The organism is Burkholderia sp. TSV86 (assembly GCF_001522865.1).
In the GTDB taxonomy this organism is placed as follows: Bacteria; Pseudomonadota; Gammaproteobacteria; order Burkholderiales; family Burkholderiaceae; genus Burkholderia.
Map to the genome: position 1 here is coordinate 23711 of NZ_LOWB01000056.1, position 26605 is coordinate 50315.

General features: G+C 64.1%; 19 protein-coding genes and 1 tRNA gene. 15 read left to right on the forward strand and 5 right to left on the reverse strand.

Features of this window, described 5'->3' with window-relative positions; translation table 11 throughout:
- Positions 1–48: 48 nt before the first annotated feature.
- The 3 genes from WS68_RS08670 to WS68_RS08680 are packed head-to-tail and all read right to left on the reverse strand — an operon-like array spanning position 49 to position 2554.
- Positions 49–1092: a lysylphosphatidylglycerol synthase domain-containing protein gene (locus WS68_RS08670; protein WP_059570404.1), complete on the reverse strand. Its 1044-nt coding sequence runs from the start codon at positions 1090–1092 to the stop codon at positions 49–51.
- Complete coding sequence (locus WS68_RS08675; RefSeq protein ID WP_059570405.1) at positions 1089–1865, reverse strand: HalD/BesD family halogenase; 777 nt, start codon at positions 1863–1865, stop codon at positions 1089–1091. Before WS68_RS08675 ends, WS68_RS08670 begins: the two co-directional genes overlap by 4 nt.
- The gene (locus tag WS68_RS08680) at positions 1862–2554 is read right to left on the reverse strand and encodes a CDP-alcohol phosphatidyltransferase family protein (protein ID WP_059570406.1); all 693 of its coding nucleotides are present in this window, start codon (positions 2552–2554) and stop codon (positions 1862–1864) included. The genes WS68_RS08675 and WS68_RS08680 overlap by 4 nt, the downstream gene beginning before the upstream one ends.
- Positions 2555–2918: 364 nt before the next feature.
- Between WS68_RS08680 and WS68_RS08685 the strand changes: the two genes are divergently transcribed.
- Entirely contained in the window at positions 2919–4433 is a 1515-nt protein-coding gene (locus WS68_RS08685) for an acetyl-CoA hydrolase/transferase family protein (RefSeq protein WP_059570407.1), read from the forward strand.
- Between the two features lie 67 nt (positions 4434–4500).
- Here WS68_RS08685 and WS68_RS08690 read toward each other — a convergent pair whose 3' ends face one another.
- Positions 4501–7872, reverse strand: a complete 3372-nt coding sequence (locus tag WS68_RS08690; protein WP_059570408.1) for a 3-keto-5-aminohexanoate cleavage protein — start codon at positions 7870–7872, stop codon at positions 4501–4503.
- 454 nt (positions 7873–8326) lie between these two features.
- A complete protein-coding gene (locus tag WS68_RS27415; protein ID WP_156429411.1) occupies positions 8327–8584 on the reverse strand; it encodes a hypothetical protein in 258 nt (85 codons plus the stop codon).
- A 313-nt stretch (positions 8585–8897) separates the two neighbouring features.
- Here WS68_RS27415 and WS68_RS08695 point away from each other — a divergent pair, with 313 nt between their 5' ends.
- From WS68_RS08695 to WS68_RS27420, 14 genes are all read left to right on the forward strand, one after another.
- Complete coding sequence (locus WS68_RS08695) at positions 8898–9452, forward strand: GNAT family N-acetyltransferase (RefSeq protein WP_059570409.1); 555 nt, start codon at positions 8898–8900, stop codon at positions 9450–9452.
- Positions 9453–9585: 133 nt separating this feature from the next.
- Positions 9586–10512 (forward strand): ABC transporter substrate-binding protein, encoded by a 927-nt coding sequence (locus WS68_RS08700; protein ID WP_442857153.1) that lies wholly within the window; start codon positions 9586–9588, stop codon positions 10510–10512.
- 35 nt (positions 10513–10547) lie between these two features.
- The gene (locus WS68_RS08705; protein ID WP_059570411.1) at positions 10548–11555 is read left to right on the forward strand and encodes an LLM class flavin-dependent oxidoreductase; all 1008 of its coding nucleotides are present in this window, start codon (positions 10548–10550) and stop codon (positions 11553–11555) included.
- 57 nt (positions 11556–11612) lie between these two features.
- Complete coding sequence (locus tag WS68_RS08710; protein WP_059570412.1) at positions 11613–12935, forward strand: LLM class flavin-dependent oxidoreductase; 1323 nt, start codon at positions 11613–11615, stop codon at positions 12933–12935.
- A 127-nt stretch (positions 12936–13062) separates the two neighbouring features.
- A complete protein-coding gene (locus tag WS68_RS25885; RefSeq protein ID WP_082709894.1) occupies positions 13063–14898 on the forward strand; it encodes an amino acid ABC transporter permease/ATP-binding protein in 1836 nt (611 codons plus the stop codon).
- Positions 14899–14994: 96 nt separating this feature from the next.
- Complete coding sequence (locus WS68_RS08725) at positions 14995–15942, forward strand: ABC transporter substrate-binding protein (RefSeq protein ID WP_059570413.1); 948 nt, start codon at positions 14995–14997, stop codon at positions 15940–15942.
- A gap of 34 nt (positions 15943–15976) precedes the next feature.
- Entirely contained in the window at positions 15977–17026 is a 1050-nt protein-coding gene (locus tag WS68_RS08730) for an LLM class flavin-dependent oxidoreductase (protein ID WP_059570414.1), read from the forward strand.
- 287 nt (positions 17027–17313) lie between these two features.
- Positions 17314–20385 (forward strand): formate dehydrogenase-N subunit alpha, encoded by a 3072-nt coding sequence (gene fdnG / locus WS68_RS08740; protein ID WP_156429412.1) that lies wholly within the window; start codon positions 17314–17316, stop codon positions 20383–20385.
- 10 nt (positions 20386–20395) lie between these two features.
- A complete protein-coding gene (gene fdxH / locus WS68_RS08745) occupies positions 20396–21316 on the forward strand; it encodes a formate dehydrogenase subunit beta (RefSeq protein WP_059570416.1) in 921 nt (306 codons plus the stop codon).
- Positions 21306–21932, forward strand: coding sequence for a formate dehydrogenase subunit gamma (locus WS68_RS08750; RefSeq protein WP_059570417.1), 627 nt, complete (start codon positions 21306–21308; stop codon positions 21930–21932). Before fdxH ends, WS68_RS08750 begins: the two co-directional genes overlap by 11 nt.
- Before the next feature lie 80 nt (positions 21933–22012).
- On the forward strand, positions 22013–22972 hold the full coding sequence (gene fdhE / locus WS68_RS08755) for a formate dehydrogenase accessory protein FdhE (protein ID WP_059570418.1): 960 nt from the start codon (positions 22013–22015) through the stop codon (positions 22970–22972).
- Positions 22973–23034: 62 nt separating this feature from the next.
- Positions 23035–24408, forward strand: coding sequence for an L-seryl-tRNA(Sec) selenium transferase (gene selA, locus WS68_RS08760; protein WP_442857154.1), 1374 nt, complete (start codon positions 23035–23037; stop codon positions 24406–24408).
- Positions 24405–26324 (forward strand): selenocysteine-specific translation elongation factor, encoded by a 1920-nt coding sequence (gene selB / locus WS68_RS08765; RefSeq protein WP_059570420.1) that lies wholly within the window; start codon positions 24405–24407, stop codon positions 26322–26324. Before selA ends, selB begins: the two co-directional genes overlap by 4 nt.
- A 33-nt stretch (positions 26325–26357) precedes the next feature.
- Positions 26358–26453 (forward strand) — tRNA-Sec (locus tag WS68_RS27420).
- Positions 26454–26605: the final 152 nt, after the last annotated feature.

Sequence of the window (26605 nt, forward strand, 5' to 3'; positions counted from 1 at the left end):
GGCGGCGAATTCGGGGCGGTTCGGCGCTTGCCGAAATTCCCGCCGCGCTCACTCCGTTCGCTGCCCTCCGAGAGAGGGGGGCACCAAGCTCGGCGCGGTCCGCCGGCGCTCGCTGAAATGCAAGTACAGAATACCCGGCAGGCCGAGCGCAAGCTCGCGCGCGCGCTTGGAGAGTGACAGCGCGAGCGCCGCGTCGGGCGGCAGTCCGACGAGCGGCGCCAGCAGCAGATAGCCGCCTTCCTGAGCGCCGAGCGAGCCGGGAATCGCGAACGCCGCGCCGCGGATCGCCTGGCCGACGCTCTCGAGCAGCAGCGCGTCGGGCCAGCTCACCGGATGCCCGAGAAAATGCAGCGCGAGCCACACTTCGGCCGTGCCGACGATCCAGCCGACGAGGCTCAGCGCGAACGTGGCGCCCACCTTGCCACGCTCGCGGTAAAGCCGGCCGACCGCCGCGTCGATCGCGTCCGCCCGCGTCTCGAGCGACGACCAGTCGCGCGGGCCGAGTTTCGAGACGAAACGCAGCCCGCGCCCGAACAGGCCGCGCCGCTGCGCGAAATAGAAAAGCCCCGCAAGCACGCCGAGCACGGCCGTCGCGATCAGCGCGGGCGTGCGCAACTGGGCCGCTGCTGTGTGCGTCGCGCCGACGCTGAATGCCGCGATGCCGGCGAGCGCGAACACGATCTGCGCGAGCGCCTGCATCGTCGTGCTGACGGTGATCGCGGCGGCCGCGTCGGCAAGCCGCATGCCGCGCTTGGCGAGATGGCGGACCATCAGCACCGGGCCGCCGATCTGCCCGGCGGGCAACAGGCTGTTGACCGATTCGCCCACCCAGCGCGCGCGCAGCGCGTCGCCGAACGTGCGGCCCGCCGCGCCGCGCGCAGGCCGGCCATGCGCGGCGGGGTCCGGGCCAAACGTCACCGCGATCGCGGCCGCGTCGACGACGAGCGGCACGAGATGAAACGCGGCGACGAGCGCGAGGCCCCAGCCGGCGGCTGCAAGCGTCGTCGCAACCGCGCCGAGGCCTTGCCACGCGAGCAGGGCGACGAAGAGCGCCGTGCCGAGCGTCAGTAAGATCGTGCCGGTGCGCGTCATGACCCCGACGGGCGGCGCGCGGCCGATTGCTTGAATACCTGACGAAAGCCGAAATACGCGATGGCGTCCTTCATGTTCGACACGAAGCGTTTCCACGGCCGCATGCCCGGATCGGTCACGTACTCGAACGTCAGCGATACGCGGAATTCGTTGGCGGCGACGGGCGTGACGCGATGGCGCAGCTTGTCGCCGTCGAAGAACACGATGCCGCCGTGCGCGATCTGCACCGATCCGGGCTCGTCGGGCACGTTCGGGTTGCGCGTGTGCAACTCGTAATCGAGCCGCGCCGACGAATCGTCGATCACGCCGAATAGCAGCGTATAGCGGCGGCCATCGTAGTAAGACGTGTCGTAGTGCCAGCCGATGTGATCGCCCTCGCGCGTGTAGTAGTAGAGCGCATATGCGTGCGGATCGTCGTCGGGCGACGGCTGCAGCTTGTCGCCCGTCAGCGATTCGAGGAAGCCGACGAGTGCCTTCGAGCGGTACAGCTCGGCGATCAGCGGCGCCCGCGCATCGATCGTATGGCGGCTTACGCTGCCGCCCTGCTTATGCCCCGGCAGGTAGTTGCGATTGATCGCAGGCACGAGCGCACGCGCGGCGTCGGCGATTTGCCCGGCGAGATCCTTCGGCAGGAAGTCGTCGAGATACAGGAACGCGCCCTGGCGAGCGAATTCGCGCGCCAGGTGCGCGCCGTCGAGCGCGCACACGCGCGCGGCGACGGCATCATCGACGTTGCCGGCGCGTGCCGGCGCTGCTTCGATGTCGGTGGTCATTTGGTGGGCTGGATTTCGGTTGGATTGGGCGCGGGCGCGGCCGTGCCGCCGCGCTTCACAATCCGCCAGTAATCGATCGCGACCCATGCGGCGAACAGCGGTGCGCCGATCGATGCGGCCAGGATGAACGATTCGACACCGTCGAGCAGCGTGACGATCGGCAGCAGATACAGTACGTCCTCGGTCTCGAAACCACCGACGAACGCCTGCTTCGTGCCCGCCTTGCCGGCGAACGATTCGATCCGCATCCGCAGGAAGAATATCAGCGCGACGGCCGCGCCGGCGAGCGCGCCGAGCAGCACGGGCGACGCCGCCATCTGGCCGCCCGCCGCGACGATGCCGACGCCCATCGACACGAACAGCGCGATCGTGACGAGCGCGTCGCTCGCGAGATCGTAGAAATGGCCGAGCTTGCTCGACTGGCCGCTGATGCGCGCGAGTTCGCCGTCGGTGTGATCGACGAAATTCGACAGCACGATCAGAAACGCCCCCGCATTGCTCCAGCCGTAGCCGGGTTGCGCGAGGCACCATGCGCCGGCCGCGCCGATCAGCAGACGCAGCGTGGTCAGATGATTGGGCGTGATCGCAGTGCCGACGAGCGGCGTGACGAGTCGGCGTGCGAGCCGGGCGTCCCAAGTACGGGGCGGCGGACTCTCAACGGGCGGAGTGTCGGATTTTCTCGGGTCCATCGGCGAAATATATACGGATTTGTAATTTATTGCTTTTTGATGGCGCGGCGGCACGATTACAAATCGTTTTGAAGGTAAATCGTAATATTTTACGCGAATCCGAACCACAGCCGAGCCGATTCGATCATCGTGATGCGCGCGCACCGCACGCGATGCAAATCTGATGTCAGACAAATACTTGCCGAATCCTGTAAGTCAGTTTTTCAACCGGCCGACACTATAACCGGCCGGCGCTCTGCGATACTGCGTCGCACCGTGCCCCAGCCACCTGTTCAACGCATGCCGGCCAAGGGCGAGCATCGCTTCGCAGACGCCTTGCGGTACTTGCGCCGCCAGATTCAATACGACCTTTCGACACTCTGCCATGCCCACTTCTCGCATCCTCGCCCCCAGCCTGCGCGCTGTCGTTCGTTCCGCGGACGAAGCCGCGGCGATGATCGGCCCGAACATGACCGTTGCGATGAGCGGCTTCACCGGCTCCGGATATCCGAAGGCGGTGCCGGCCGCGCTCGCCGCACGCATTGCCGCCGCGCATGCGCGTGGCGAGGACTTCCGGATCAACGTGCTGACGGGTGCGTCGACCGCGCCGGAGCTCGATGGCGCGCTCGCGAAGGCGAACGGCATTTCGATGCGCCTGCCGTATCAGTCCGATCCGACGCTGCGCGAGAAGATCAACGCGGGCGAGCTCGACTATCTGGATATTCATCTGAGTCACGTCGCGCAATACGCGTGGTTCGGCCTGTTCGGCGAGCTGGATGTCGCGATCGTCGAAGTCGCGGGCATTCGCGAGGACGGCCGGCTGATTCCGTCGGCATCGGTCGGCAACAACAAGACGTGGCTCGATCGCGCAAAGCGTGTGATTCTCGAAGTGAACGCGCGCCAACCGATCGGCCTCGACGGGATGCACGACATTTATTACGGCACCGCGCTGCCGCCGCATCGCCAGCCGATTCCGCTGGTGGCGGCCGACGACCGGATCGGCGAGCCGTATCTGCGTTGCGCGCCCGAGAAGATCGTCGCGATCGTTGAGACCGACGCGCCCGATCGCAGCAATGCGTTCACGCCGCCCGACGCTACATCGAAGCAGATCGCCGGGCTTTTGATCGACTTCCTGCGCCACGAGGTCAAGCGCGGCCGGCTGCCGGCGGATCTGCTGCCGTTGCAGTCGGGCGTTGGCAACATCACGAATGCAGTGCTTGCCGGGCTGAGCGACGGCGGCTTCTCGAACCTGACCGCGTTCACCGAGGTGATCCAGGACGGCATGCTCGATCTGCTCGCGAGCGGCACGCTGCGCTTTGCATCGGCCACGGCGCTGTCGCTGAGCCCCGACGCGACGCAGCGCTTTGCCGACGAGATCGACGCATTGCGCTCGAAGATCGTGCTGCGGCCGCAGGAGATCAGCAACCATCCCGAGCTGGTGCGGCGCCTGGGCTGTATTGCGATGAACGGAATGATCGAGGCCGACATCTACGGCAACGTTAACTCGACACACGTGATGGGCACGAAGATCCAGAACGGGATCGGCGGCTCGGGCGATTTCGCGCGCAACGGCTATCTATCGTGCTTCATGTCGGCGAGCACCGCGAAGGGCGGTGCGATTTCCCGGATCGTGCCGATCGCGAGCCACGTCGATCATACCGAGCACGATGTCGCGGTGGTCGTGACTGAGCAGGGGCTGGCGGATCTGCGCGGGCTGTCGCCGAAGCAGCGCGCACGCAGGATCATCGCGAACTGCGCGCATCCGGACTACCGGCCGATGCTCGAGGACTACCTCGAGCAGGCAAGCCGTGAGAGCTTCGGCAAGCACACGCCGCATCTATTGTCACAGGCGCTGTCGTGGCATGAGCGATATGTGCGCACGGGGTCGATGAAGCCGTGATGCGGCGCTGACGAGCGAACGAAAATCGGCGCGCCGGCGCCTGCGTGCGCCGGCGCGCCGGATCGCTTTACGCTAGCGCTCGCCGTGCCGTTTGATTCGCACTGCGAGCCTGGTACGCGGCCATCGGCGGCCGTAACGCGCGCAGGATTTCGCGCGCGCTGGCGTCGGCAGGCGCGTCATGGAAGCGCGCGATCCACTGACGCAGCCAAAGCGGGCTTGCCGCCAGATAACGGCGAATCGAATGGCCGTCGTTGAGCCGTGCCTGATCGTCGAGCAGGAACACGCCCGTCAGCCGCGCGACGATCTTGCCTTGAGCGCCTTCTTCCCAGATCGGTGTCGCGTGCTCATAGCGGTAGTCGGCCGGTTGCGTGCGCGCGAGGCAATGCTGCAGCACGTCCGCATGCTCGCCGGGTTCGATCACGTAATGACGGCTTGTGGTGCCGGCGAGGCTGCGCACGTCGTTGAAGGCGGTCACGTCGACGACCGACGTGCCGAGCCAGTCCAGGCGGATGTCCGCGGCCGAGCCGAACGAGACGAGCAGTGCGCGGTCGAAAAATGTCCGTAGTTCGTCGGCCGTGAGACCAAGCCGCTCGCCGTCACGACATGCTTGGTTGTCGAGCTGCTGCGCGGTGGCGATTCCGGAGCTGTGCGCAAAGCATTTGAGGAGCGGCAGCCGTGCGATCTGCGTGGGCTCGATGCGCTGCGCGCGCGTGCCGTCCTCATATAACGGGAACCCGGCGGCATCGCGGCGCACGAATTGCCGGTCGGTGTAAGCGAGCTTGGCGGGCTGATCAACGAGGCGCGGCAGGATCAAGCGTTCGTAGATGAGTTGCGACTCCTGACTGAAGTAGCTGCCGGTCGAATCGGCGTTCAGCGCGAAGCGATTGTGCAGCATGCTGGCCTCGATCACCGTTTCGCCGTCGTCGCGGCGTCCCGAATGCGTGATCGCGAGCACGCGCAGCGGCGCGTGCGTGGACGAGCACAACGCCGGATCGGCGGCGATCTGCGCAACGAAGCCATGGAACAGTTGCGCCATCCCGTTCGACAGTTTGAGGCCGAGCGGATAGTTCGTGGTCGGCGTGCTTGGCAGTACGATCCAGTCGACTCGATCGAGCATCGCGGGTACGTCGTCCGGTGCGATGTCGCGGCGCCCGGGCAGCTCGCCTGCTGCACCCGACGCCTCCAGCACGGTCCAGACCGGACCGCTCGCCTTGAGCGGAGCATTCGAACGGTTACGCAGTTCGAGCGTGAGTTCGCGCAGCGCGTGATAGAGCAGCGCCATCGTCGCGCTGTAGCGCGGGCTCTGACGCAGGCGGAGATTGATCACGTCACTATAGTCGCTGTTGTATCGACAAGGAATCCCGACTAAATATTCGAGGCAGCGCAGCGGCAGCGGCTTGAATTGATCGACGCGCACGCTGTAGCTCGCATTGTCGTGCGTGACGGTTTCGCCCACGCGGGCGTAGTCGGCGAGCGCACGGTCGTATGCATCGATCGAATGGCCGCGCGGCGTGAGCAGCTCGCGCGCGAAATTCAGCGCTTGCGGAATCTGGATGTAGCGGGCGCTTAGATACTCGTGGTCCTCGTAGCGGTCGAGTTCTTCAACGAACGAACGGATCGTGACGCCGAAGCTGCGCGCGGCCGCAAGCACGTACTCCGCGAGCGCGGCGGGATCGGCCGGTTGCGATTCGGCGTGTGCTGCGAGGTGTTGCGCGAGCCGGTCTTCGATTTGGCGGTATGCATCCACGACCGGCTGCAGCGCGCCGAGAATCGAAGTGGCCGACACGAGATGTTCGTCGGACGGATGATTCGCGAGCGCCGCCTCGGCCTGCCGGAACAGCGCGACGTCGGGGCGCGCCATGCCGAGTTTGTCGCGCAGCGTTTCAGCATCGTCGATGCCGATGCCCCGGCGTTCAAGTTCGAGCCGCAGCCAGCGGACCTGGTCACCGGTTCCGTAAGCCTTGCGCACCCCGCCGGGCACGCGTGCGTCGAACACATTCAGCGCATCTTCGAGACCGACGCGGATGCCGTCGAGATCGAGCGCGATTGCCACGTCGACGAGGATGGCCTGGAAAGGCCCCGGCAGCAGCAGCGAAATCTTGCATGACGGGAAGCTATTGCGGAGCTTGTCGACGGTGGGCTGCAACTGGGCGGCGGCGAGTTCGATGGCCTTTTGATGCGCATCGTCGCCGCCTGCCTGCAACAACTTGGCGATTGCCTTGCGCGTGGGCACGTCAATCAGCGAATCGTCGCTGGTGTCTCCGCTTACCGGGTCGCGATGATATTGATCGACGGCGGCCACGAGCATGAACAGCACCGGCACGCCTGCGCCGATGAGCGGCGAGCGGTAGAGCGTAACCGAATTCTCGACGATCGTATGGTTGAACACTTCGATCTCGGGCCGCACGCCGACTTCCGCGAAGTGCGCGAGTTGATCCGCGAGGAACGCATTCGGATTGTCGTAACCGCCGCCCGCCTGGAAGACCACGGGGCCGGGGCTGAACGACGCCACGTCCGGTGCGAGTTGCGCGTGGCCGTAGCGTTTCAAGTGCGCGCGCCGCAGCGGGCTTTGCGATGCACGGCGGTCGCCGCGTGCGCTCGTGGATAGATTCAGGATGGCGGACGGCTCCTGGTCGAGCAGCGCGGGCACGATCCGATCGTAGTCGTCGAGCACGATGTGATTGCGCTGCGCGCCGATGCCAATCGGCGCGTTCAGGCCGGGAATCGTCAGCGTTGCTTGATCGTCCGTCGCGCGCGTGTGCAGGTGGACCACGGCGGCGCCTTCGCGCAGCGCTTCGCGCGACGCGTTGACGATGCCGTCGGCCGTGATCGGCAGATAGGGCGAGCGTGCCTTACCTGGTTGCCAATAGCCGGAGCCACATCGTTGCCAGCCGCTTTCGAGCAACGAATCGAGCACGGCCGCATTGTCGGAGCGAATCCGCTCGACGAAATCAGGCGGCAGGTAAGCGTGAACCCGATCGTGAGTCCAGGTCAGGTTCGCGTCTTCGGTGACGATCCAGCCGAACGTCGTGAGTTGAAGGACAATTTGCCGGACCAGTTCGACTGACGACAAGCGTTCGAGCGAGGTGCGTGTGATCAACGGCGGTTGGTCGACAACATGTGCTGCCGGCGTGCGCCGCCATACCGTGCCGCTGGGCGCCCAGCCGTTTTGCCGCAAGGCTTCGAGCGCGCCGAGCCGTTCGTTTGCGGCGCCATACTGGGCGACGTCGATCGGCGCATCGTAGCCATGCTCGAGCACGATGCCTCCGGCAGGTGCGATCTCCCAACCATTGGCCTCGAGCGCCTTGATCGTCACCTCGCGTGCGTCCGCAGGCAGCAGTTCGAGCATCGCATGGGGGATGAACTTCGGCTCCAGCGGGTCGAGATACTTCGGGACAGCGCCGACAGGTGCCGCGGTGATATAGAAAGTCTTGGCCATGATCGTCCTGAATCGAGTTATAAAGTTGTACTAAACAACTACAATCGGATACGCCATTTCGGGATATGCTGCGTCGCCGGGCCGAGCGATGCTGTATTGCACCGGGGACCGGAGCGAAAATGGCTCGTCCGCTAAATGCGGGAGAAATCCCATTTGGGTGGCTGTGGGATGTCTCGCTCGAATCTTACGATAAATTTACAAACATTATATAAATATTTCAATGTTTTATTTGGAGAAATAAAAATGCATTTAATTTTAATGAATATTTGTATATAAGATAATCGTCATGTAATCAAACTCCGTGGCGCGGGAGGGTTGCGGGGCATATGGCAGGGTGCCGCGGTCGATTGCTGAAACTTATGTCCGATGCTGAAATTAATTCATGAAATTATTTTGATTATCGAAATTTTGACAAAATTTCAGGAGATGTCGCGATTGGAGTGAATGAATCGCATTAGATGATTATTAGGTAGAGGTTTGATGGCTGAATGGCGAAGGCTGATGGTGGCGCGGTAACGTTGAACTGATTTTGTTGATTTTTTGGCGATATTCGATGGCGGCCGATAATCGCAAATTGATCGTTTTTTTGATGACTGCAATCAATGAAGAGGTGTTGAAAAATCGAGGCGCAGCACACTCCATTCACATCGATGGGCGTGACTTGTCGATGAGCATCACTGCCTGCGTCAGGCTTTGCCGATAGCTTCACCATTCAAATTGATTTCTGCCGGCGTTTCGTGAAACTTACGAGCAAGCTACTCGCGCGAATGCCGACGCGTCTTGCTCGTGCCGATTCTCCAGGCGCACTGTGCCGCCCGCACCACGCCGATGGTCGAAATCCTTGCTACGCCGCTGTCGATATCGTTATCGAAATTGCTTGGTTAGCCTTTTTGCGCTCAACCGCTAATGTGGTGTGGTTGGCGGCGTGCCATCGCGCCGTCTCGCGCTCGATAGACCCACCGGCGTGCCGTGCCAGCGCGTCAGCGCACCGGCGGTGTGCTCCGGTTGCCCTCGATGATATCGCCATGACCGACATCATTATCGATACCGTGCCGCACGATGCACGTGCGAAACCACTGATCGATGCATTAATCGACGAATACACGACACGCTATCGCACCTATCGTGTCGACAGCCGTGCGTCGGCGCAAGAGGAGCTTGCGCGCTATCCGGCGGAGCTGTTCGCACCGCCCGATGGTGCGTTTGTCCTGTTGCTTCGCGGCGGCGAGACGGTGGGCGGCGGGGCGTTCAAGCGTTATGACGCGCATACGGCCGAGCTTAAGCGAATCTGGACGCGCGGCGATCTTCGCAGGCAAGGGCTTGCGCGGCGCGTCGTTCGGGCGCTGGAGGCGCGCGCCGTGCAGCAGGGGTACCGGCGCGCCTATTTGACGACGGGCTTCCGGCAGCCCGAGGCATGGGCGCTATATCTCGATTCGGGTTACGAAGCATTATTCGACAGTGCGATCGATCCGGAAATCTATGTGCATTTGCCGTTCGGCAAGGATCTGATCGAGCCGGGGCGATTGAGCACGCTCGATGATCTGCGCGCGCGCGTGCCGGCCGAGCCGCCGGTGTTGTGATGCGGCAGTGCGCGGATGTGCCGGTGTGGCGCGGAAAAATGTCGTTGCCCGTTCAACTTGTTTGCGCCGAGAACGGTGAAAGATTCGAATCAGCCTGGGATCGCCAATGAAATTGCAAAATGCCCACTCGACCATGAAGTTCAAACGATGCATCGTGCGCGCAGTCGCGGCAGGGCTGCTCGGCCTCAGCATGGCTGCGTCGGCCGTCACATTCGATCTGAGCCCCGAGCAGCCCGGCCGTATTCGAGGCGGGCGCGACGAAGCCGTGATCCGCGCAGTGCCGCCGAGCTTCAAGTTCGTTGTGCCGGGCACGCTGAGCGTTGGCATCGCGCCGGCCCAGCCGCCTATCAGCGCTTATGCGACCGATGCACGAACGGTCGTCGGCTTCGACGCGGACTTTGCGCAACTGCTGGCCGATGCGCTCGGCCGCAAGCTGAAGATCGTGCCGCTGGCTTGGCCGGACTGGCCGCTTGCACTGCAATCGGGGCGCGTCGACGCCGTGCTGTCGAATGTGACCGTCACCGAGGAGCGCAAGACGAAGTTCGATTTTTCGACGTATCGGCAAGATCTGGTCGGCTTTTACGTGAAGTCGGATAGCAAGATCACGTCGATCAAGGAGCCGAAGGACATAGCCGGCCTGAGCGTGATCACCGATGCCGCAACCAACCAGGAAAAGATCCTGCTCGAATGGGATCGCGAAAACGTTGCGCATGGCCTGAAACCCGTCACCGTTCAATATTACGACGATGATGCGGTGAAGACAGTCGCGCTGCAATCGGGCCGCGCCGACGCGATCTTCAGCGTGAACTCGGTGCTGTCGTATCAGGCCGCGCAGCAGCATGACAAGCGGCTGGCCGGTACTGTTAGCGGCGGCTGGCCACGCACGGCCGACGTTGCGGTCACGACGCGCAGGGGCAGCGGTCTGGCTGAGCCGATCACCCTTGCCATCAACGATCTGATCAAGAACGGTACGTACCGGCGCGTGCTCGATCGCTGGAATCTCGGCTCGGAGGCGATCGAGGTGTCGCGGACCAATCCGCCGGGCCTGCCGAAACTGTAGACCCCGCCAGCCGTCAACCGCGATTCGCATCCGTCATGACCTATTCATTATCGTTGCTGGACAAGAGTCCGATTGCCGAGGGCGCAACGGCGGCCGACGCGCTGCGCTTCACGATCGCGCTTGCGCAGCGCGCCGAAGCGCTCGGCTATCGCCGTTTCTGGGTGGCGGAGCATCATGGCGCGCCCGGCCTCGCGAGCACGGCGCCGGAGATCGTCGTGTCGCACATACTTGCGAGTACGTCGACGATCCGTGTGGGATCGGGCGGTGTGATGCTGCAGCATTACAGTCCTTTTAAGGTGGCCGAGACGTTCAGGCTGCTTGCGTCGCTTGCGCCGGGGCGCGTCGATCTTGGTGTCGGCAAAGCGCCAGGCGGGCTGCCGTTGACGACGCGCGCGCTGCAGGCGCTGCACGGCAAGCCTCGCAAGGCCGCGTTCGACGAGCAACTCGCCGAACTCGACGCGTTTCTCGATTGGGGTGTCAGCGAGGATCATCCGCTTGCCGGCGCGGTCGCACTGCCCGTGCCGCCCGAGCGGCCTGAGCGGATTCTGCTCGGCGGTTCGGCGCAAAGCGCGGCGATTGCCGCGCGGCTCGGCTGGCAGTTTTGCTATGCCGGGCATTTCAATGGCGACGAGGCGAACGTCGAGCGTTCGCTCGACGCATATCGCAGCGCGACGGGTCGCGCGCCGCTGCTCGCACTCTATGCAGTTGCCGCGTCGACCAAGCGCGACGCCGAAGCACTGATCGGCGCGCTCAGGATTTTCAAGCTGAAGCTCGCGGGCGGCCAAAGCTTCAATCTCGGCAGCGCCCAGGCCGCTGCCGAATTCGCGCGGCAGAGCGGCGCGACCGATTACCGGATCGACGAACTTTGCCCTCACGTGATCGCCGGCACGCCTGATGACGTGCATCGCGAGTTCGACACGTTGAGCCGCCGCTATGGCGTCGACGAGTTCGTCGTCGATTCGCCCGTCACGCACTATCCGGCGCGACTCGCATCGGTCGAAATGCTGGCACGCGAATGGCGTCCGGTGCAGACCTTGCCATGAACGCACGCGCGTTACGAGGCGTGCGTGTTCCCATCGATTTCGACAGTGAGCCCAGACATGACCCAAGCTCCCATTCCGTTCGGCATCATGCTGCATGGCGCAGGCGGCCATATGCACGCGTGGCGGCATCCGAGCAATCCGCCGGATGCGAGCGTCAATCTCGATTTCATTGTGCGTATCACGCGCAAGGCGGAGGAAAACGGCTTTGCGTTCGCGTTCGTCGCCGATGGCCTCTATATCAACGACAAATCGATACCGCACTTCTTGAATCGCTTCGAGCCGATTTCGCTGCTGTCGGCGCTTGCGCTCGCGACGTCGAAGATCGGGCTGGCGGGCACGGTGTCGACGTCGTACAGCGAGCCGTTTACGGTTGCGCGGCAATTTGCGTCGCTCGACTTACTGAGCGGCGGCCGGGCGGGCTGGAATGTGGTCACGACACCGCTCGAGGGCACCGCGAAAAATTTCGGCAAAACGCATCCCGAGCACGATCTGCGCTACGAGATCGCCGATGAGTATCTGGAAGTCGTTCAGGGGCTATGGGATAGTTGGGATGACGACGCATTCGTGCGCGATCGCCAGAGCGGACGTTTCTTCGAGCGCGACAAGCTGCATACGCTCGATCATCGCGGCAGGTTTTTCCAGGTGGCTGGGCCGCTCAACATCCAGCGCTCGCCGCAGGGGCAGCCGGTGATCTTTCAGGCGGGCGCGTCGGATGCGGGGGTCGGCTTCGCCGGCAAATACGCGGATGCCGTGTTTACGCATACGGCGTCGGTGGACGAGGCGCTTGCGTTCGCGCGGCGCGTGACGCGCAGTGCGATCGGGCATGGACGCAGCGTCGGCGACTTGAAGATCTTTCCTGGAATCGGGCCGATCGTTGGGCGTACCACCGAGGAGGCGGAGGAAAAATACCGCGCGATCCGCGATTTGCTGACTGTCGACGACGCGCTCGCCTATCTCGGCCGCTACTTCGATCATCACGATTTCACCCAGTATCCGCTCGACGGGCCGTTTCCCGATCTGGGAGAGATCGGCCGCAACAGCTTTCGCTCGACCACCGACCGGATCAAGGCCGAGGCGCGCGATAAGCGGCTCACGCTGCGCGAGACTGCGTTTGCTGTCGCGACGCCGCGGCCGCGCTTCATCGGCTCCGGCAACGAAGTTGCCGACGAATTGATCCGCTGGGTCGACGCGGGCGCGTGCGACGGTTTTATCCTCGGCTTCCCGGTGCAGGCGCAAGGGCTCGACGATTTCGTCGAACTCGTGCTTCCCGCGCTCGAGGCACGTGGACGCTACCAGCGCTCGCTTACCGGGCGCACGTTGCGCGACCATCTCGGTTTGCCGCGCAAGGAAAGCCGCTACGCGGCGCCCGTTGACGCATGACGGCGGCCAAGCGCGCAAGCGCGGTGCGTGGCCGTACCCGCCGCGCGAACTCCGCGGTATGGCGCGCCTTCAGTTGTCCCACCCGTGCCGCATGCGGCATCGATCGTTCTCCGAAGGAAAGACGACCATGAGCGACATCACGCACGCAGTCGGCGGCGCGCTGCCGGCATCGAGCACGCCTCAGGCGCGAGACGACGCATTGCATTTCAGGATCGTGCCGGCGCGCTATCGGGCGCGCACGGCCGGCACCTTGCTTGCACTCGTTTTGATCGCGCTGGCGCTGAGCTCGGTGCTCAGCAATCCGCAGTGGGGCTGGCCGGTATTTGCCGAATGGTTCGTGTCCGAGCCGGTGCTTTCCGGACTCGCGCGCACGCTGTTGCTGACGGCGCTCGGTGCGGTGCTGGGGCTCGCGCTTGGTGTGCCGCTCGCGCTCGCGCGCGTGTCTGGCTCGCGGTTGTTATCCGCATGCGCATGGACGTATATCTGGGTGTTCCGCTCGATCCCGCTCGTCGTGCTGCTGCTGATCCTCAACAATCTCGGCTATCTGTACGATCATGTGCGGTTGGGCGTGCCGTTCACGAGCATCGTGTTTGCCGAGGTCGCGACAACCGATCTGATCAGCCCATTTTGCGCGGCGGTGCTGGGCCTTACGCTCAGCCATGCGGCGTTTACGGCGGAGGGCGTGCGTGGCGCGATCCTGTCGGTCGACCCCGGGCAGCTCGAAGCGGCTGCCGCGCTCGGTTTGCCGCGTGCGCGGCAGGCCACGCGCATCGTGCTGCCGCAGGCGATGCGCGCGTTCCTGCCCGTGGCGTTCAACGATCTGATCCTGCTCGCGAAGGGTACATCGATGGTTTATGTGCTCGCGATGCCGGAGCTGTTCTATACCGTGCAGGTGATCTACCGGCGCAATCTCGAGGTGATTCCGCTACTGATGGTCGCAACGGTTTGGTATCTGATTATCCTGACCGTACTTTCCGTGATTCAGGCGAGAGTCGAGCGCTGCTATGCGCGCGGCGCGGTGCGCAATCCGGCACGCTCGCCGCTCGATGCGTGGATCGCGGGCGTGATTCGTGCGTGGCCGGGGCGGCGCGCGGCCGCGAGCGGCCCGGCACACGCGCGGCCTGACGGCGGCGGTTCGAGCGGGAAGCCTGCCGCATCCATGCAGGCTGCATGCGCCGCGCGCGCTCGGCTCAGCGAGCGTCGGGGCGGCGAGGTGTCGCTGCATCGCGTATCGAAAAGCTTCGGACAGCATAAGGTGCTGGATAACGTGTCGTTTGTCGCGCCAGCCGGCAGCGTGACGGTGATTCTCGGGCAATCCGGCTCAGGCAAATCGACGCTGCTGCGCACGATCAACCATCTCGAGCGCGTGGACGGCGGGTTCATCGACATTGATGGTGAGCTCGTCGGTTACCGCCGCGACGGCAGCACGCTGTATGAGCTGAAGGAACGGGATGTGCTGCGACGTCGGATCGACGTCGGCATGGTGTTCCAGAACTTCAACCTGTTTGCCCATCTGAGCGTGTTGGAGAACCTCGTCGAAGCGCCGGTTGCGTTGGGCCGAGCGACGCGTGCCGATGCGCTGCAAGTCGCGCACGAGTTGCTCGCGCGCGTCGGCTTGGGGGCGAAGGCGCATGCGTATCCGCGTCAGCTTTCGGGCGGGCAGCAACAGCGCGTCGCGATTGCCCGCGCGCTTGCGTTGAAGCCGAAAGTACTGCTGTTCGACGAGCCGACGTCCGCGCTCGATCCCGAGCTGGTCAATGAAGTCCTCGATGTCATCAAGGAACTCGCGCGCTCAGGCACGACGCTCATCATCGTCACACACGAGATCGGCTTTGCGCGTGAGGTTGCGGATACGGTGTTGTTCATGGAGCAGGGCAGGATCATCGAGGCCGGCCCTCCCGCGCAGGTGCTCGATGCGCCTATGCATGCGCGCACGCGCGCATTTCTGTCGAAGGTGCTCTGACGATGACGGTGCGATGCGAGGTGCGTGAAAGTCGATGTGACGTTGCGTGGCGGGCCGCCTGCGCTGCGTTTTTCCGATACCGGCGACACTACTGCAATGAACGATAGAAGAGCTTTTGTTCGCGCCGCGCTGATGACGGCCGCCAGCGCGGCGCTGTTCGGCGTGCCGGCGCTGACCGCGCGGGCCGCGGCTATCGCGGTCGATCTCGATCCTCGGCAGGCTGGGCGTGTGCGCGCCGCGCCCGATCCGGCCGCGATCCACGCGGCGAGCGGTTATCGCTGGGTTGGCGATGGCGTCCTGACGGTCGCGATCGCGCCGCATGTGCCACCCGTGGCGACCTATGCGACCGACGCGCGAACGGTGGTCGGCGCGGACCCCGACTACGCGCAACTCATCGCCGACGCGTTGGGCCGGCGTCTCGCGCTCGTGCCCGTTGCATGGGCCGACTGGCCGTTAGGTTTGACCTCCGGCAAGTATGATGCGGTGATCTCGAATGTCGGCGTGACGGAGCAACGCAAGGAAAAATTCGATTTCACGACGTACCGACTCGGTTTGCACGGCTTCTATGTACGGCGCGCGAGCCCAATTGCACGCATTGCCGGGTCGAGCGATGCAGCGGGCCTGCGCATTATCACCACCGCGGGCACCAGCCAGGAGCGGATTCTGCTCGAATGGAACCGCCGCAACGTCGCGCAGGGACTCAAACCGCTGGAGCTGCTGTATTTCGATGACGATGGCGCGTCGCGTGTCGCGCTGCTGTCGGGGCGCGCGGATGCCGAACTCAATCCGAATGCGGCGCTCGCATACGAGGCGGCTCGCGAGGGCAGGATTCGCAATGTCGGCAGCGTGAACGCAGGCTGGCCGCTCAACGCGGACGTCGCGATCGCGACACGCAAGGGCAGCGGGCTGGCCGATGCGCTGACGCTTGCGACCAACGGTCTGATCCGCAACGGTAAGTACAGGCAGGCGCTCGCGCGCTGGGGGCTGCTGTCGGAGGCGCTCGAGCGGTCCGAAACGAACCCGCCGGGGCTGCCGTCGTTCTGACGCGGCGCACCGCTTGTTATTCCCGGTCTTTGTCATGATGATTTCACACCTGGGTTTCCTGACGGCCGGCAACTATCCGGCGGACGATCCGCTTGCCGGTCTCGAAAAGTCACTGCGGCTTTTCAGTCGCGGCGATGCGCTCGGTTACGACAGCGCATGGGTTCGCCAGCGGCATCTGGAGCGTTCGGTGTCGTCAGCCGCGACGTTTCTCGCCGCTGCGACGCAGCGCACGGTGCGCATCGCGCTCGGTGCGGCCGTGATCCAGATGGGTTACGAGAATCCGTTCCGGCTCGCGGAGGATCTCGCGACCGTCGATGCGTTGTCGCAGGGCCGCCTGCACGTCGGGTTGAGCGCGGGCGCGCCGGGGTACGCGGCGCTGCTTGGCGATCGCCTGCTCGATGCCGACGCCGCGCGCATCGACTTTTCGCTCGCGCGGCTGCTGCGCCTGCGCGAGAACCTCGCCGGCGTCTATTTCGGCGACGCGGACACGGTGATCGAATCGCCGGCCGGGCGCGAGCGGCCACGCGTGAATCCGCATGTGCCGGGGCTCGCCGGGCGTTTGTGGTACGGCGGCGGTTCGCTGCGCTCCGTCGAATGGGCGGCGCGCAACGGTTTTCATTTGCTGGTCGGCAACGTCTGCCGAGGCGAAGCCAGCGACGATTTCCACGCGGCGCAGGCTGCTCAACTCGACCTGTTCCTGTCGAACTGGGCCGAAGCATCGCCGCCGCGCGTCGCGCTCGGGCGCGTCATCGTGCCGCTCGATAGTGCCGAAGCCGTTTCGCGGCAGCGTTACCGCGATTTCGCCGCGGCGCGCGTGGCGCGCACGCTGGCGCCACAGGGAGATAGTCGCACGCTGTTCGCGCCGGATCTGGTCGGTATGTCCGACGAGATCGTCGAACGGCTGCTCGCCGATTCCGTTCTCGCGCGCGTGACCGAACTGAGGCTCGAACTCCCGTATGACCTCGCGCTCGACGAATACGAGCAAATCCTGGCCGACGTTGCGTCCCGCATCGCACCGGCGCTCGGCTGGACGCCAGCCGGGCTCATGCCGGCGGCCAACGGCGCGGGCGCCGCCGTTCACTGAGCCCGTGGGCGCCCATGCGGGCGATTGCTGATTGCGTTTCGGCAATCGCGCCGCAACATCATATTCACCTAACTTCTGCTACGCTTACGAGCGCGCAAGAAGCGATTTGCCCGGCGTAGAGGCATACCCGCTTTCCGAGCGGCTGGCGTTGTCATATAAACGAAGGGACGGGCGCAACGCAACCGGTGCAGGCGCGCTGCCCCGTCCGGGCAGCGCGCCGTTGCAACGCGGTCGCCAAGCGCAGCAGCAAGCAAGTTCGTCCCCCGATACCACCACCCGAGACCACCATGCTTCAATTGTCCCGGCGCCAGTTCCTGAAGCTGTCCGCGACGACGCTAGCCGGTTCGAGCCTGGCCCTGATGGGCTTCTCGCCGGCCGACGCGCTTGCCGAGGTCCGCCAATACAAGCTGGCGCGCACTGTCGAAACCCGCAACACCTGCCCTTACTGCTCGGTCGGCTGCGGGATTCTGATGTACAGCCTCGGTGATGGCGCGAAAAACGCGCAGCCGAGCATCATCCACATCGAAGGCGATCCCGATCACCCGGTCAACCGCGGCACGTTATGCCCGAAGGGCGCGAGCCTGATCGACTTCATCCACAGCCCGAATCGCCTCACGCAGCCCGAATATCGCGCGCCCGGCTCCGACAAGTGGGAGCCGATCGCGTGGAGCGACGCGCTCGATAGGATTGCGAAGCTGATGAAAGCCGACCGCGACGCGAACTTCATCGAGACGACCGACGACGGCAAGAAGGTCAACCGCTGGCTGACTACCGGCATGCTCGCTGCTTCGGCGGGCAGCAACGAAGTCGGCTATCTGACGCACAAGACCGTGCGCAGCATGGGGATGCTCGCGTTCGACAACCAGGCTCGTGTCTGACATGGCCCGACGGTGGCAGGTCTTGCCCCGACGTTTGGCCGTGGCGCGATGACGAACCATTGGGTCGACATCAAGAACGCCGATGTGATTCTCGTGATGGGCGGCAACGCTGCCGAAGCGCATCCCTGCGGCTTCAAGTGGGTGACGGAGGCGAAGGCGCATCGTCGCGCGCGCCTGATCGTCGTCGATCCGCGCTTTACGCGCACCGCATCAGTGGCGGATTTCTACGCGCCGATCCGTACCGGCACAGACATCGCGTTTCTTGGCGGGGTGATCAATTACCTGCTGACGAACGACAAGGTCCAGCGCGAGTACGTGAAGCGCTACACGGATTTTCCGTTCATCGTCCGCGAGGATTTCGCGTTCGACGGCGGCATCTATTCCGGCTATGACGCAGACAAGCATGCGTATCCGGACAAATCGACGTGGGACTACGAGCGCGGCGACGACGGCTTCGTGAAGACCGACGACACGCTTTCGCATCCGCGCTGCGTATACAACCTGCTGAAGCAGCATTACGCGCGCTACACGCCGGAGATGGTCGAGAAGATTTGCGGCACGCCGAAGGACAAGTTTCTGAAAGTGTGCGAAATGCTCGCGACTACCGCTGTGCCTGGCCGCGCCGGTACGATTCTGTACGCGCTCGGCTGGACGCATCACTCGGTCGGCGCGCAGATGATCCGCACGGGCGCGATGGTGCAACTGCTGCTCGGCAATATCGGGATCGCGGGCGGCGGGATGAACGCGCTGCGAGGCCACTCGAACATCCAGGGGTTGACCGATCTCGGCCTGATGTCGAACCTGCTGCCGGGCTACATGACGCTGCCGTCGCAGGCCGAGCAGGACTACGAAGCGTATATCAAGAAGCGCGCGCCGCAGCCGCTTCGGCCGAATCAGTTGAGCTACTGGAAGAACTATCGCGCGTTCTTCGTGAGCTTCATGAAGGCGTGGTGGGGCGACGCGGCGAACGCGGGCAACAACTGGGGCTACGACTATCTGCCGAAGCTCGACAAGCCGTATGACCTGCTGCAAACGCTCGAGCTGATGCACCAGGGCAAAGTGAACGGCTACATCGCGCAGGGCTTCAATCCGCTCGCGGCGGCGCCGTCGAAGGCAAAAACCGCGGCTGCGCTCGCGAAGCTGAAATGGCTCGTGATCATGGACCCGCTCGCGACCGAGACGTCCGAGTTCTGGAAAAACCACGGCGACTACAACGACGTCGACGCATCGAAGATCCAGACAGAGGTGTTCCGGCTGCCGACGACGTGTTTCGCCGAGGAGCGCGGCTCGCTCGTGAACTCCGGCCGCGTGCTGCAATGGCACTGGAAGGGCGCCGAGCCGCCGGGCAAAGCGCGCAGCGATCTCGAGATCATGGCGGGCCTGTTCACGCGGGTGCGCGAGCTGTACCGGAAGGAGGGCGGCAAATTTCCCGATCCGATCGTTAATTTGTCGTGGCCGTATGCGGACCCGGAAAGCCCGACGCCCGAGGAACTCGCGATGGAGTTCAACGGCCGCGCGCTTGCGGATCTGCCCGATCCGAAGGACGCGGCGAAGACGCTCGTGAAGAAAGGCGAGCAGCTTTCGGGCTTCGCGCAGTTGAAGGACGACGGCAGCACGGCGAGCGGCTGCTGGATTTTCTGCGGCTCGTGGACGCAAGCGGGCAATCAGATGGCGCGCCGCGACAATTCGGATCCGACCGGCATCGGTCAGACGCTCGGCTGGGCATGGGCTTGGCCTGCGAACCGGCGGATTCTGTACAATCGGGCGTCGTGCGACGCGAACGGCAAGCCGTTCGATCCGACCCGCAAGCTGATCGGCTGGAACGGCAGCGCGTGGACGGGCGCGGATGTGCCCGACTACAAGGCCGACGAGCCGCCGGAAAACGGAATGGGGCCGTTCATCATGAACCCGGAAGGCGTTGCACGCTTCTTCGCGCGCGATGGCATGAACGAGGGGCCCTTTCCTGAGCATTACGAACCGTTCGAGACGCCGCTTGCCGCGAATCCGCTGCATCCGGGCAACCCGCGTGCGCTGAACAACCCGGCTGCCCGCGTGTTTCCGGGCGATCGCGCCGCGTTCGGCAAACCCGACAAGTTCCCGCACGTCGCAACCACCTACCGGCTTACCGAGCACTTCCATTATTGGACGAAGCATGCGCGGCTGAACTCGATTATCCAGCCCGAACAATTCGTCGAGATCGGCGAGGATCTGGCAAAGGAGGTAGGCGTCGTGCATGGCGATCGCGTGAAGGTATCGTCGAACCGCGGCTACATCGTCGCGGTCGCGCTTGTCACGAAGCGGATCAGGACGCTTACGGTCGACGGCAAGCAGGTGCAAACAGTCGGTATTCCTCTGCATTGGGGTTTCAAGGGGCTGACGAAGCCCGGCTATCTCGCGAACACGCTGACGCCGTCGGTGGGTGACGGCAATTCGCAGACACCGGAATTCAAGTCGTTCCTGGTGAGAGTGGAAAAGGCGTAAGGAGGAAGAGATGGCATTGCAATCGCTCGACATCAAGCGCGTTTCCGCGACCACGACACCCCCGCCCACCGCGCGCGAGCCGGTGACGGGCAGCGTCGCGAAGCTGATCGACGTATCCAAGTGCATTGGCTGCAAGGCTTGCCAGACGGCTTGCATGGAATGGAACGATTTGCGCGACGAGGTCGGCGCGAACGTCGGCGTCTATGACAATCCGGCCGATCTCAGCGAATACTCGTGGACGGTGATGCGCTTTGCCGAATACGAGAACCCCGCGGGCGACCTCGAATGGCTGATCCGCAAGGACGGTTGCATGCATTGCGAGGATCCGGGCTGCCTGAAGGCGTGCCCGTCGCCGGGTGCGATCGTCCAGTACAACAACGGCATTGTTGATTTCCACGAGGAGAACTGCATCGGCTGCGGCTATTGCGTGACCGGTTGCCCGTTCAATATTCCGCGGATTTCGAAGAAGGATCATCGCGCGTACAAGTGCACGCTCTGTTCGGACCGCGTCGCGGTTGGCCAGGAGCCGGCGTGCGTGAAGACCTGCCCGACCGGTGCGATCGTGTTCGGCACGAAAGAGGACATGAAGCAGCATGCGGCCGAGCGCGTGGCCGACCTGAAAGAGCGTGGCTTCGAGCATGCGGGGCTCTACGATCCGCAAGGCGTCGGCGGCACGCACGTAATGTATGTGCTGCATCATGCCGACCGGCCGTCGCTATATCACGGGCTGCCGGATAATCCGTCGATCAGTCCGATGGTGAAGCTGTGGAAGGGGCTGGCGAAGCCGCTTGCGGTGGCCGGTATCGCGCTTACCGCGCTCGCCGGTTTCTTCCATTACACGCGCGTCGGCCCGAACGAAGTGACGCCGGACGAAGAGGCCGCGGCTCGCGACGAGGCGCGACGCATCAAGGAGGCGCGAAATGAAGCATGACGACCCGAACCTGATCGTCCGGTATACGGCCAACGAGCGCACGAATCACTGGCTCACCGCGATTTCGTTCGTACTGCTCGCATTGTCGGGGCTCGCGCTCTTTCATCCGTCGATGTTCTGGCTGACCTCGCTGTTCGGCGGCGGCCAATGGACTCGGATCCTGCATCCGTTCGTCGGCGTCGTGATGTTCGCGTCGTTCGCGATGATGATCGCACGCTACTGGCACCATAATCTGCTCGACGCGGACGACCGGCGCTGGCTCAAGCAAATGCGCGACGTGCTCGCGAACCGTGACGGCGAACTGCCACCTGTCGGCCGTTATAACGCAGGGCAGAAGCTGCTATTCTTCACGTTGGTGATATGCATGCTGCTGTTGCTCGTATCCGGGATCGTGATCTGGCGGCGATATTTTTCGCTCTATTTCCCGATCGACGTGATTCGGGCCGCGGCCGTCATTCATGCGGGGGCGGCGTTCGTGCTGATTATCGGAATCGTCGTGCATGTTTATGCGGCGCTGTGGGTGAAAGGCTCGATCGGAGCGATGGTGAGCGGGACCGTCACTGTCGGCTGGGCGAGAAAGCATCATCCGAAGTGGTTTCGCGAGAGTATCAAATAACACCGCGGCATACCGCTACTCGTGGACAGAACAAGGGCGCCGGCGATTCGGCGCTTGTTTTTTCAAGGCATTCTTTTGTTGTGACTGACGCAACCCAACGTATTCTTGGGCCGGACGAAATCGCCGCGCTCGATCATTCGGCCATTCCGCGCGTGCGGATTCCCGAGCGCGAAACCGTATTCGCCGCGCGCGCCGCGCGCTTGCGCAAACTGGCCGGCCCGAGCCCGATCGGCGGGTATCTGAGGCTGATGGCGGCCGTTGCCGATGCGCAGCATGATCTGCTGCAAGGTTTCGAAGCAAACGCGCCCGAGCGGGCGGCAATCGAGCAGGCACAGCATCATGCAATGCCGCTCGCGCCCGCGCTGGCCAGCGCAGGCGATTCGGGCTGGCGCGACGTGCTGCAGCGCTTGCTCGATCGTGTAGAAGGCGCGGGCCTCGTGAATCCCCCGCTCGCGAAGCTGATCGACGAGTTGCGGCTGCGCCCGGCCGCCGAACTCGACAAGCAGGTCGACGCGCTGCTCGCGCAACGCTTCGCCGAGATCGAACCGGCATCGGCGCCGTTTCTGATGGCTGCGCTGCAAGTCGTATGGACTTCGCTCGCGAGCCGCCTGTCGCCGGCCGACGTTCCATATGTCGAGCAGCACGGCTTGTGCCCAGTCTGCGGGACGCCGCCGGTCGCGAGCTTGGTACGCGTCGGTGGTCAGTATCAGGGCTATCGTTTTCTTCAGTGCAGCCTATGCGCGACCGAGTGGCATATGGTTCGCACCAAATGTTCGCATTGCGAGTCGACCAAGGGGATCGCGTATTACGGCATCGAAGGCAGCAGCGGCGAGCTGAAAGCCGAAGCTTGCGACGAATGCCGCACGTATCGGAAAATCGGCTATCTAGACAAGGATTACGCTATTGAAGTGCTCGCAGACGATCTCGCGAGCCTTACGCTCGATTTGCTGATGGGCGAGGCGGGCTATCGCCGCGCATCGCCGAATCCGTTGTTATGGCCGGAGTTGTCCGCTGACGCGGGAGGAGATGGCCGGCCGTGAGCGGGTCGAGCGTGAGTGACACGGGCGGTTTGTTCGCACGGGTGCCGTCGGTCGAGCGGGTGATGTCGTCGGAGCCGATCAAGGCGCTGGTTGGCGAATATGGGCGCACGCGCGTACTGGGGACAGTGCGGGCATCGCTCGACGCGTGGCGCGACGCTGCGCGGCGCGACCCGGCCGCCACTGCGCCGCTCGACGGCATGCGTATCGCCGCCGACGTGCGTGCGCGGCTCGAGGCGGATTCGGCAAGCAGGCTGCGCCCGGTATTCAATCTGACGGGCACCGTACTGCACACGAATCTGGGGCGCGCGCTATTGCCGGACGATGCGATGCAGGCCGTCATACGCGCGCTCACGCAGCCGATGAACCTCGAATTCGATCTGGCGACAGGCCGCCGTGGCGATCGCGACGATCTGATCGACGATCTCGTTTGCGAGCTGACGGGCGCGCAAGCGGCCACGGTCGTCAACAACAATGCGGCCGCCGTGCTGTTGACGCTGTGCGCGCTTGCGCCGGCGAAGGAAGTGATCGTGTCGCGCGGCGAGCTTGTCGAGATCGGCGGTTCGTTCAGGATTCCCGACATCATGAGCCGCGCCGGGGCCAAGTTGCGTGAAGTCGGCACGACGAACCGCACGCATCTGCAGGATTACGAAGCGGCGATCGGCGCACGCACTGCGCTGCTGATGAAGGTGCATTGCAGCAATTATGCGATCAGCGGCTTCACGAAGGAAGTGACACTGTCCGAACTCGTGCCGCTTGCGCGCGCGCACGGATTGCCCGTTGTCGTCGATCTGGGCAGCGGTACGCTCGTCGATTTGTCGCGTTGGGGTTTGCCCAAGGAGGTGACGGTGCGAGAGACCATCGACGCAGGCGCCGATCTCGTCACGTTCAGCGGCGACAAGCTGCTGGGCGGCCCGCAAGCCGGGTTGATCGTCGGCCGGCACGATTTGATCGCGAAGATCAAAAAGCATCCGCTGAAGCGCGCGCTGCGCGTCGGCAAGCTGACGCTCGCCGCGCTCGAGCCCGTATTGCATCTATATCGGATGCCTGAATTCCTGCACGAGCGGCTGACGACGTTGCGCCTCTTGACGCGCCCGCAAGCAGATATCGAGGCCGCTGCCGGGCGTATGCGTCCAGCGTTGCAACGTGCGCTGGGCGAAGCGTTCGACGTCGGCGTCGAGCCGATGTTCAGTCAGATCGGCAGCGGGGCGCTGCCCGTCGATCGATTGCCGAGTTGCGGGCTGGTGATTCGCGTGAGCGGCGGTAAGCGCGGCGGCCGGGCACTGATGCAGCTCGAGCGGCGGTTGCGCGACTGGCCGCGCCCTGTGCTCGGCCGCATTGCTGACAACGCATTGCAGCTCGATTTGCGTTGCCTCGAAACGGGCGACGAGGCCGCCTTTGTTGCGCAGTGCGAACTGGCGCAAGGTGCGCGCAGATGATTGTCGGCACCGCAGGGCACATCGATCACGGCAAAACGACGCTCGTGCGCGCGCTGACCGGCGTCGACACCGATCGATTGAAGGAGGAAAAAGCGCGCGGCATCTCGATTGAACTCGGCTACGCGTATGCTCCGTTGGAGAACGGCGATGTGCTTGGCTTTATCGATGTGCCTGGCCACGAGAAGCTCGTGCATACGATGGCGGCGGGGGCATGCGGGATTGATTTCGCGCTGCTCGTGATCGCTGCTGACGACGGCGTGATGCCGCAAACGCGCGAGCACTTGGCGATCCTGCGATTGCTCGGCGTCACGCAAGGCGCGATCGCGTTGACGAAAGGCGATCGCGTCGATGTGGCGCGCATTGCGCAAGTGCGCGATGAGATTCGTGCGTGGCTTGCATCCACGCCATTTGCGGCCGCGCCGATCTTCGAGACTCGCGCGACTGACCCGAGCGCAGACGGTGTTGCCGCGCTGAATGCGCATTTGCGCGCGACCGCGCTTGAATGGCGCGCGCGGCGTGACGACGGTCTGTTCCGTCTGGCGGTCGATCGCGTGTTTACGCTTGCGGGCCAGGGCACCGTCGTGACGGGCACCGCGTTCGCTGGACGCGTGAGCACCGGTGATACGTTGGCTGTTGCGCGTACAGGCGAATCCGTTCGCGTGCGCGGCATCCATGCGCAGAACCGCGCTGCCGATGCCGGCCGTGCGGGCGAGCGGTGCGCACTGAATCTTGCCGGCATCGACAAGGCGGCGCTCGCGCGCGGCGACATGATCATCGATGTGCGGCTCGCGACGCTGTCGCCGCGCATTGATGTCGAGTTGACACTCACCTCCGACGCAGGTTTATCGGTCGCGCACTGGACACCGCTGCACGTGCATCTCGGCACATTGCATCGGGTTGCGCACGTCGCGCTGCTCGAAGGCGAGACACTTGAGCCGGGTCAATGCGCGCGTGCACAATTGAATTTCGCAGAGCCGATATTCGCGATGCCGGGCGATCGCTTCATCGTGCGCAACGCGCAAGCGACGCAGACCGTCGGCGGCGGACGAGTGCTCGATCCGTTCGGGCCCGCGCGCAAGCGGCGCACGAGCGCGCGCCGGGCGTGGCTCGATGCGCTCGTTGCATGGCTCGACGAAGGCCGGCTCGATGCGCTGCTCGACGAAGCGACGCTTGGCATCATGTGCAAGACGCTCACCCATCTGACCGGCCTGCCGGCGCACGTGCTGACGCCGCGGGCCGACGTCGTGCACATTGCTGCAACGGGCAGACAGGCGGATGACGCGCGCGTCATCGCGCGTTGTCATTGGGATGGGCTGCGCGTGCGCGTGCTCGATGAGCTCGATGCATTTCATCGACACTCACCTGACGAGCAGGGGCCGGATGTGGCGCGGCTGCGCCGGATTGCTGCGCCGTTGGCGGACGACGCGCTCTGGCGCGCGTTGATCGATGCGTTGATCGACGACGGTGCGATCGTCCGCAGCGGGCCGTGGCTGCATTTACCGTCGCATGCGGTGAGCTTCGAGGCGGGCGAGCAAGCGCTGGCGGCGCGTCTGCTGCCGCTGGTTATCGACGGACGCTACGATCCGCCGTGGGTGCGCGATCTCGCGTCCGCGACGGGCGTTGCGGAGGATACGGTGCGTATGTTGATGCGCAAGCTTGCACGCCGTGGCGATGTGCATCAGGTGGTACGCGATCTGTTCTACCATCGCGACGTGATCGTCATGCTCGCGCGACTGATCGAGCAACTATCACGCGAGCAGCGCGGCGCACTCGATGCGGCGACGTTTCGGGACGCGACGGGGCTTGGTCGCAAGCGTGCGATTCAAATTCTCGAATTCTTCGACCGCGTTGGGTATACTCGCTTTCACCGCGATCGTCACTGGCTTCGCGGCGACAGCCGCTTGCTCGGCCCATAAAATAGGACGGTATTTGCTGTTTCCCGTTTCTCAGGAAGGCATTCGTATCCGGTGGTGCGGCTGAGCTTCAAACTCAGTTGGTGCGGTCAGCCCGTGCTAGGTAGGTTCGACTCCTGCTGCCTTCCGCCAGTCTTGGCTCTCGGAGATTCTCGCTTACTCCCGAAACCCTCTCAAAGCGCCTTATACGATGGGCGTCTTAGGGGTGCGCGGCGCCCAGCATGCGCAGAAGCTCTATGCCGGCGTACAGCCTGGCACCGTGCTGATGACTGACGGGTACGAGC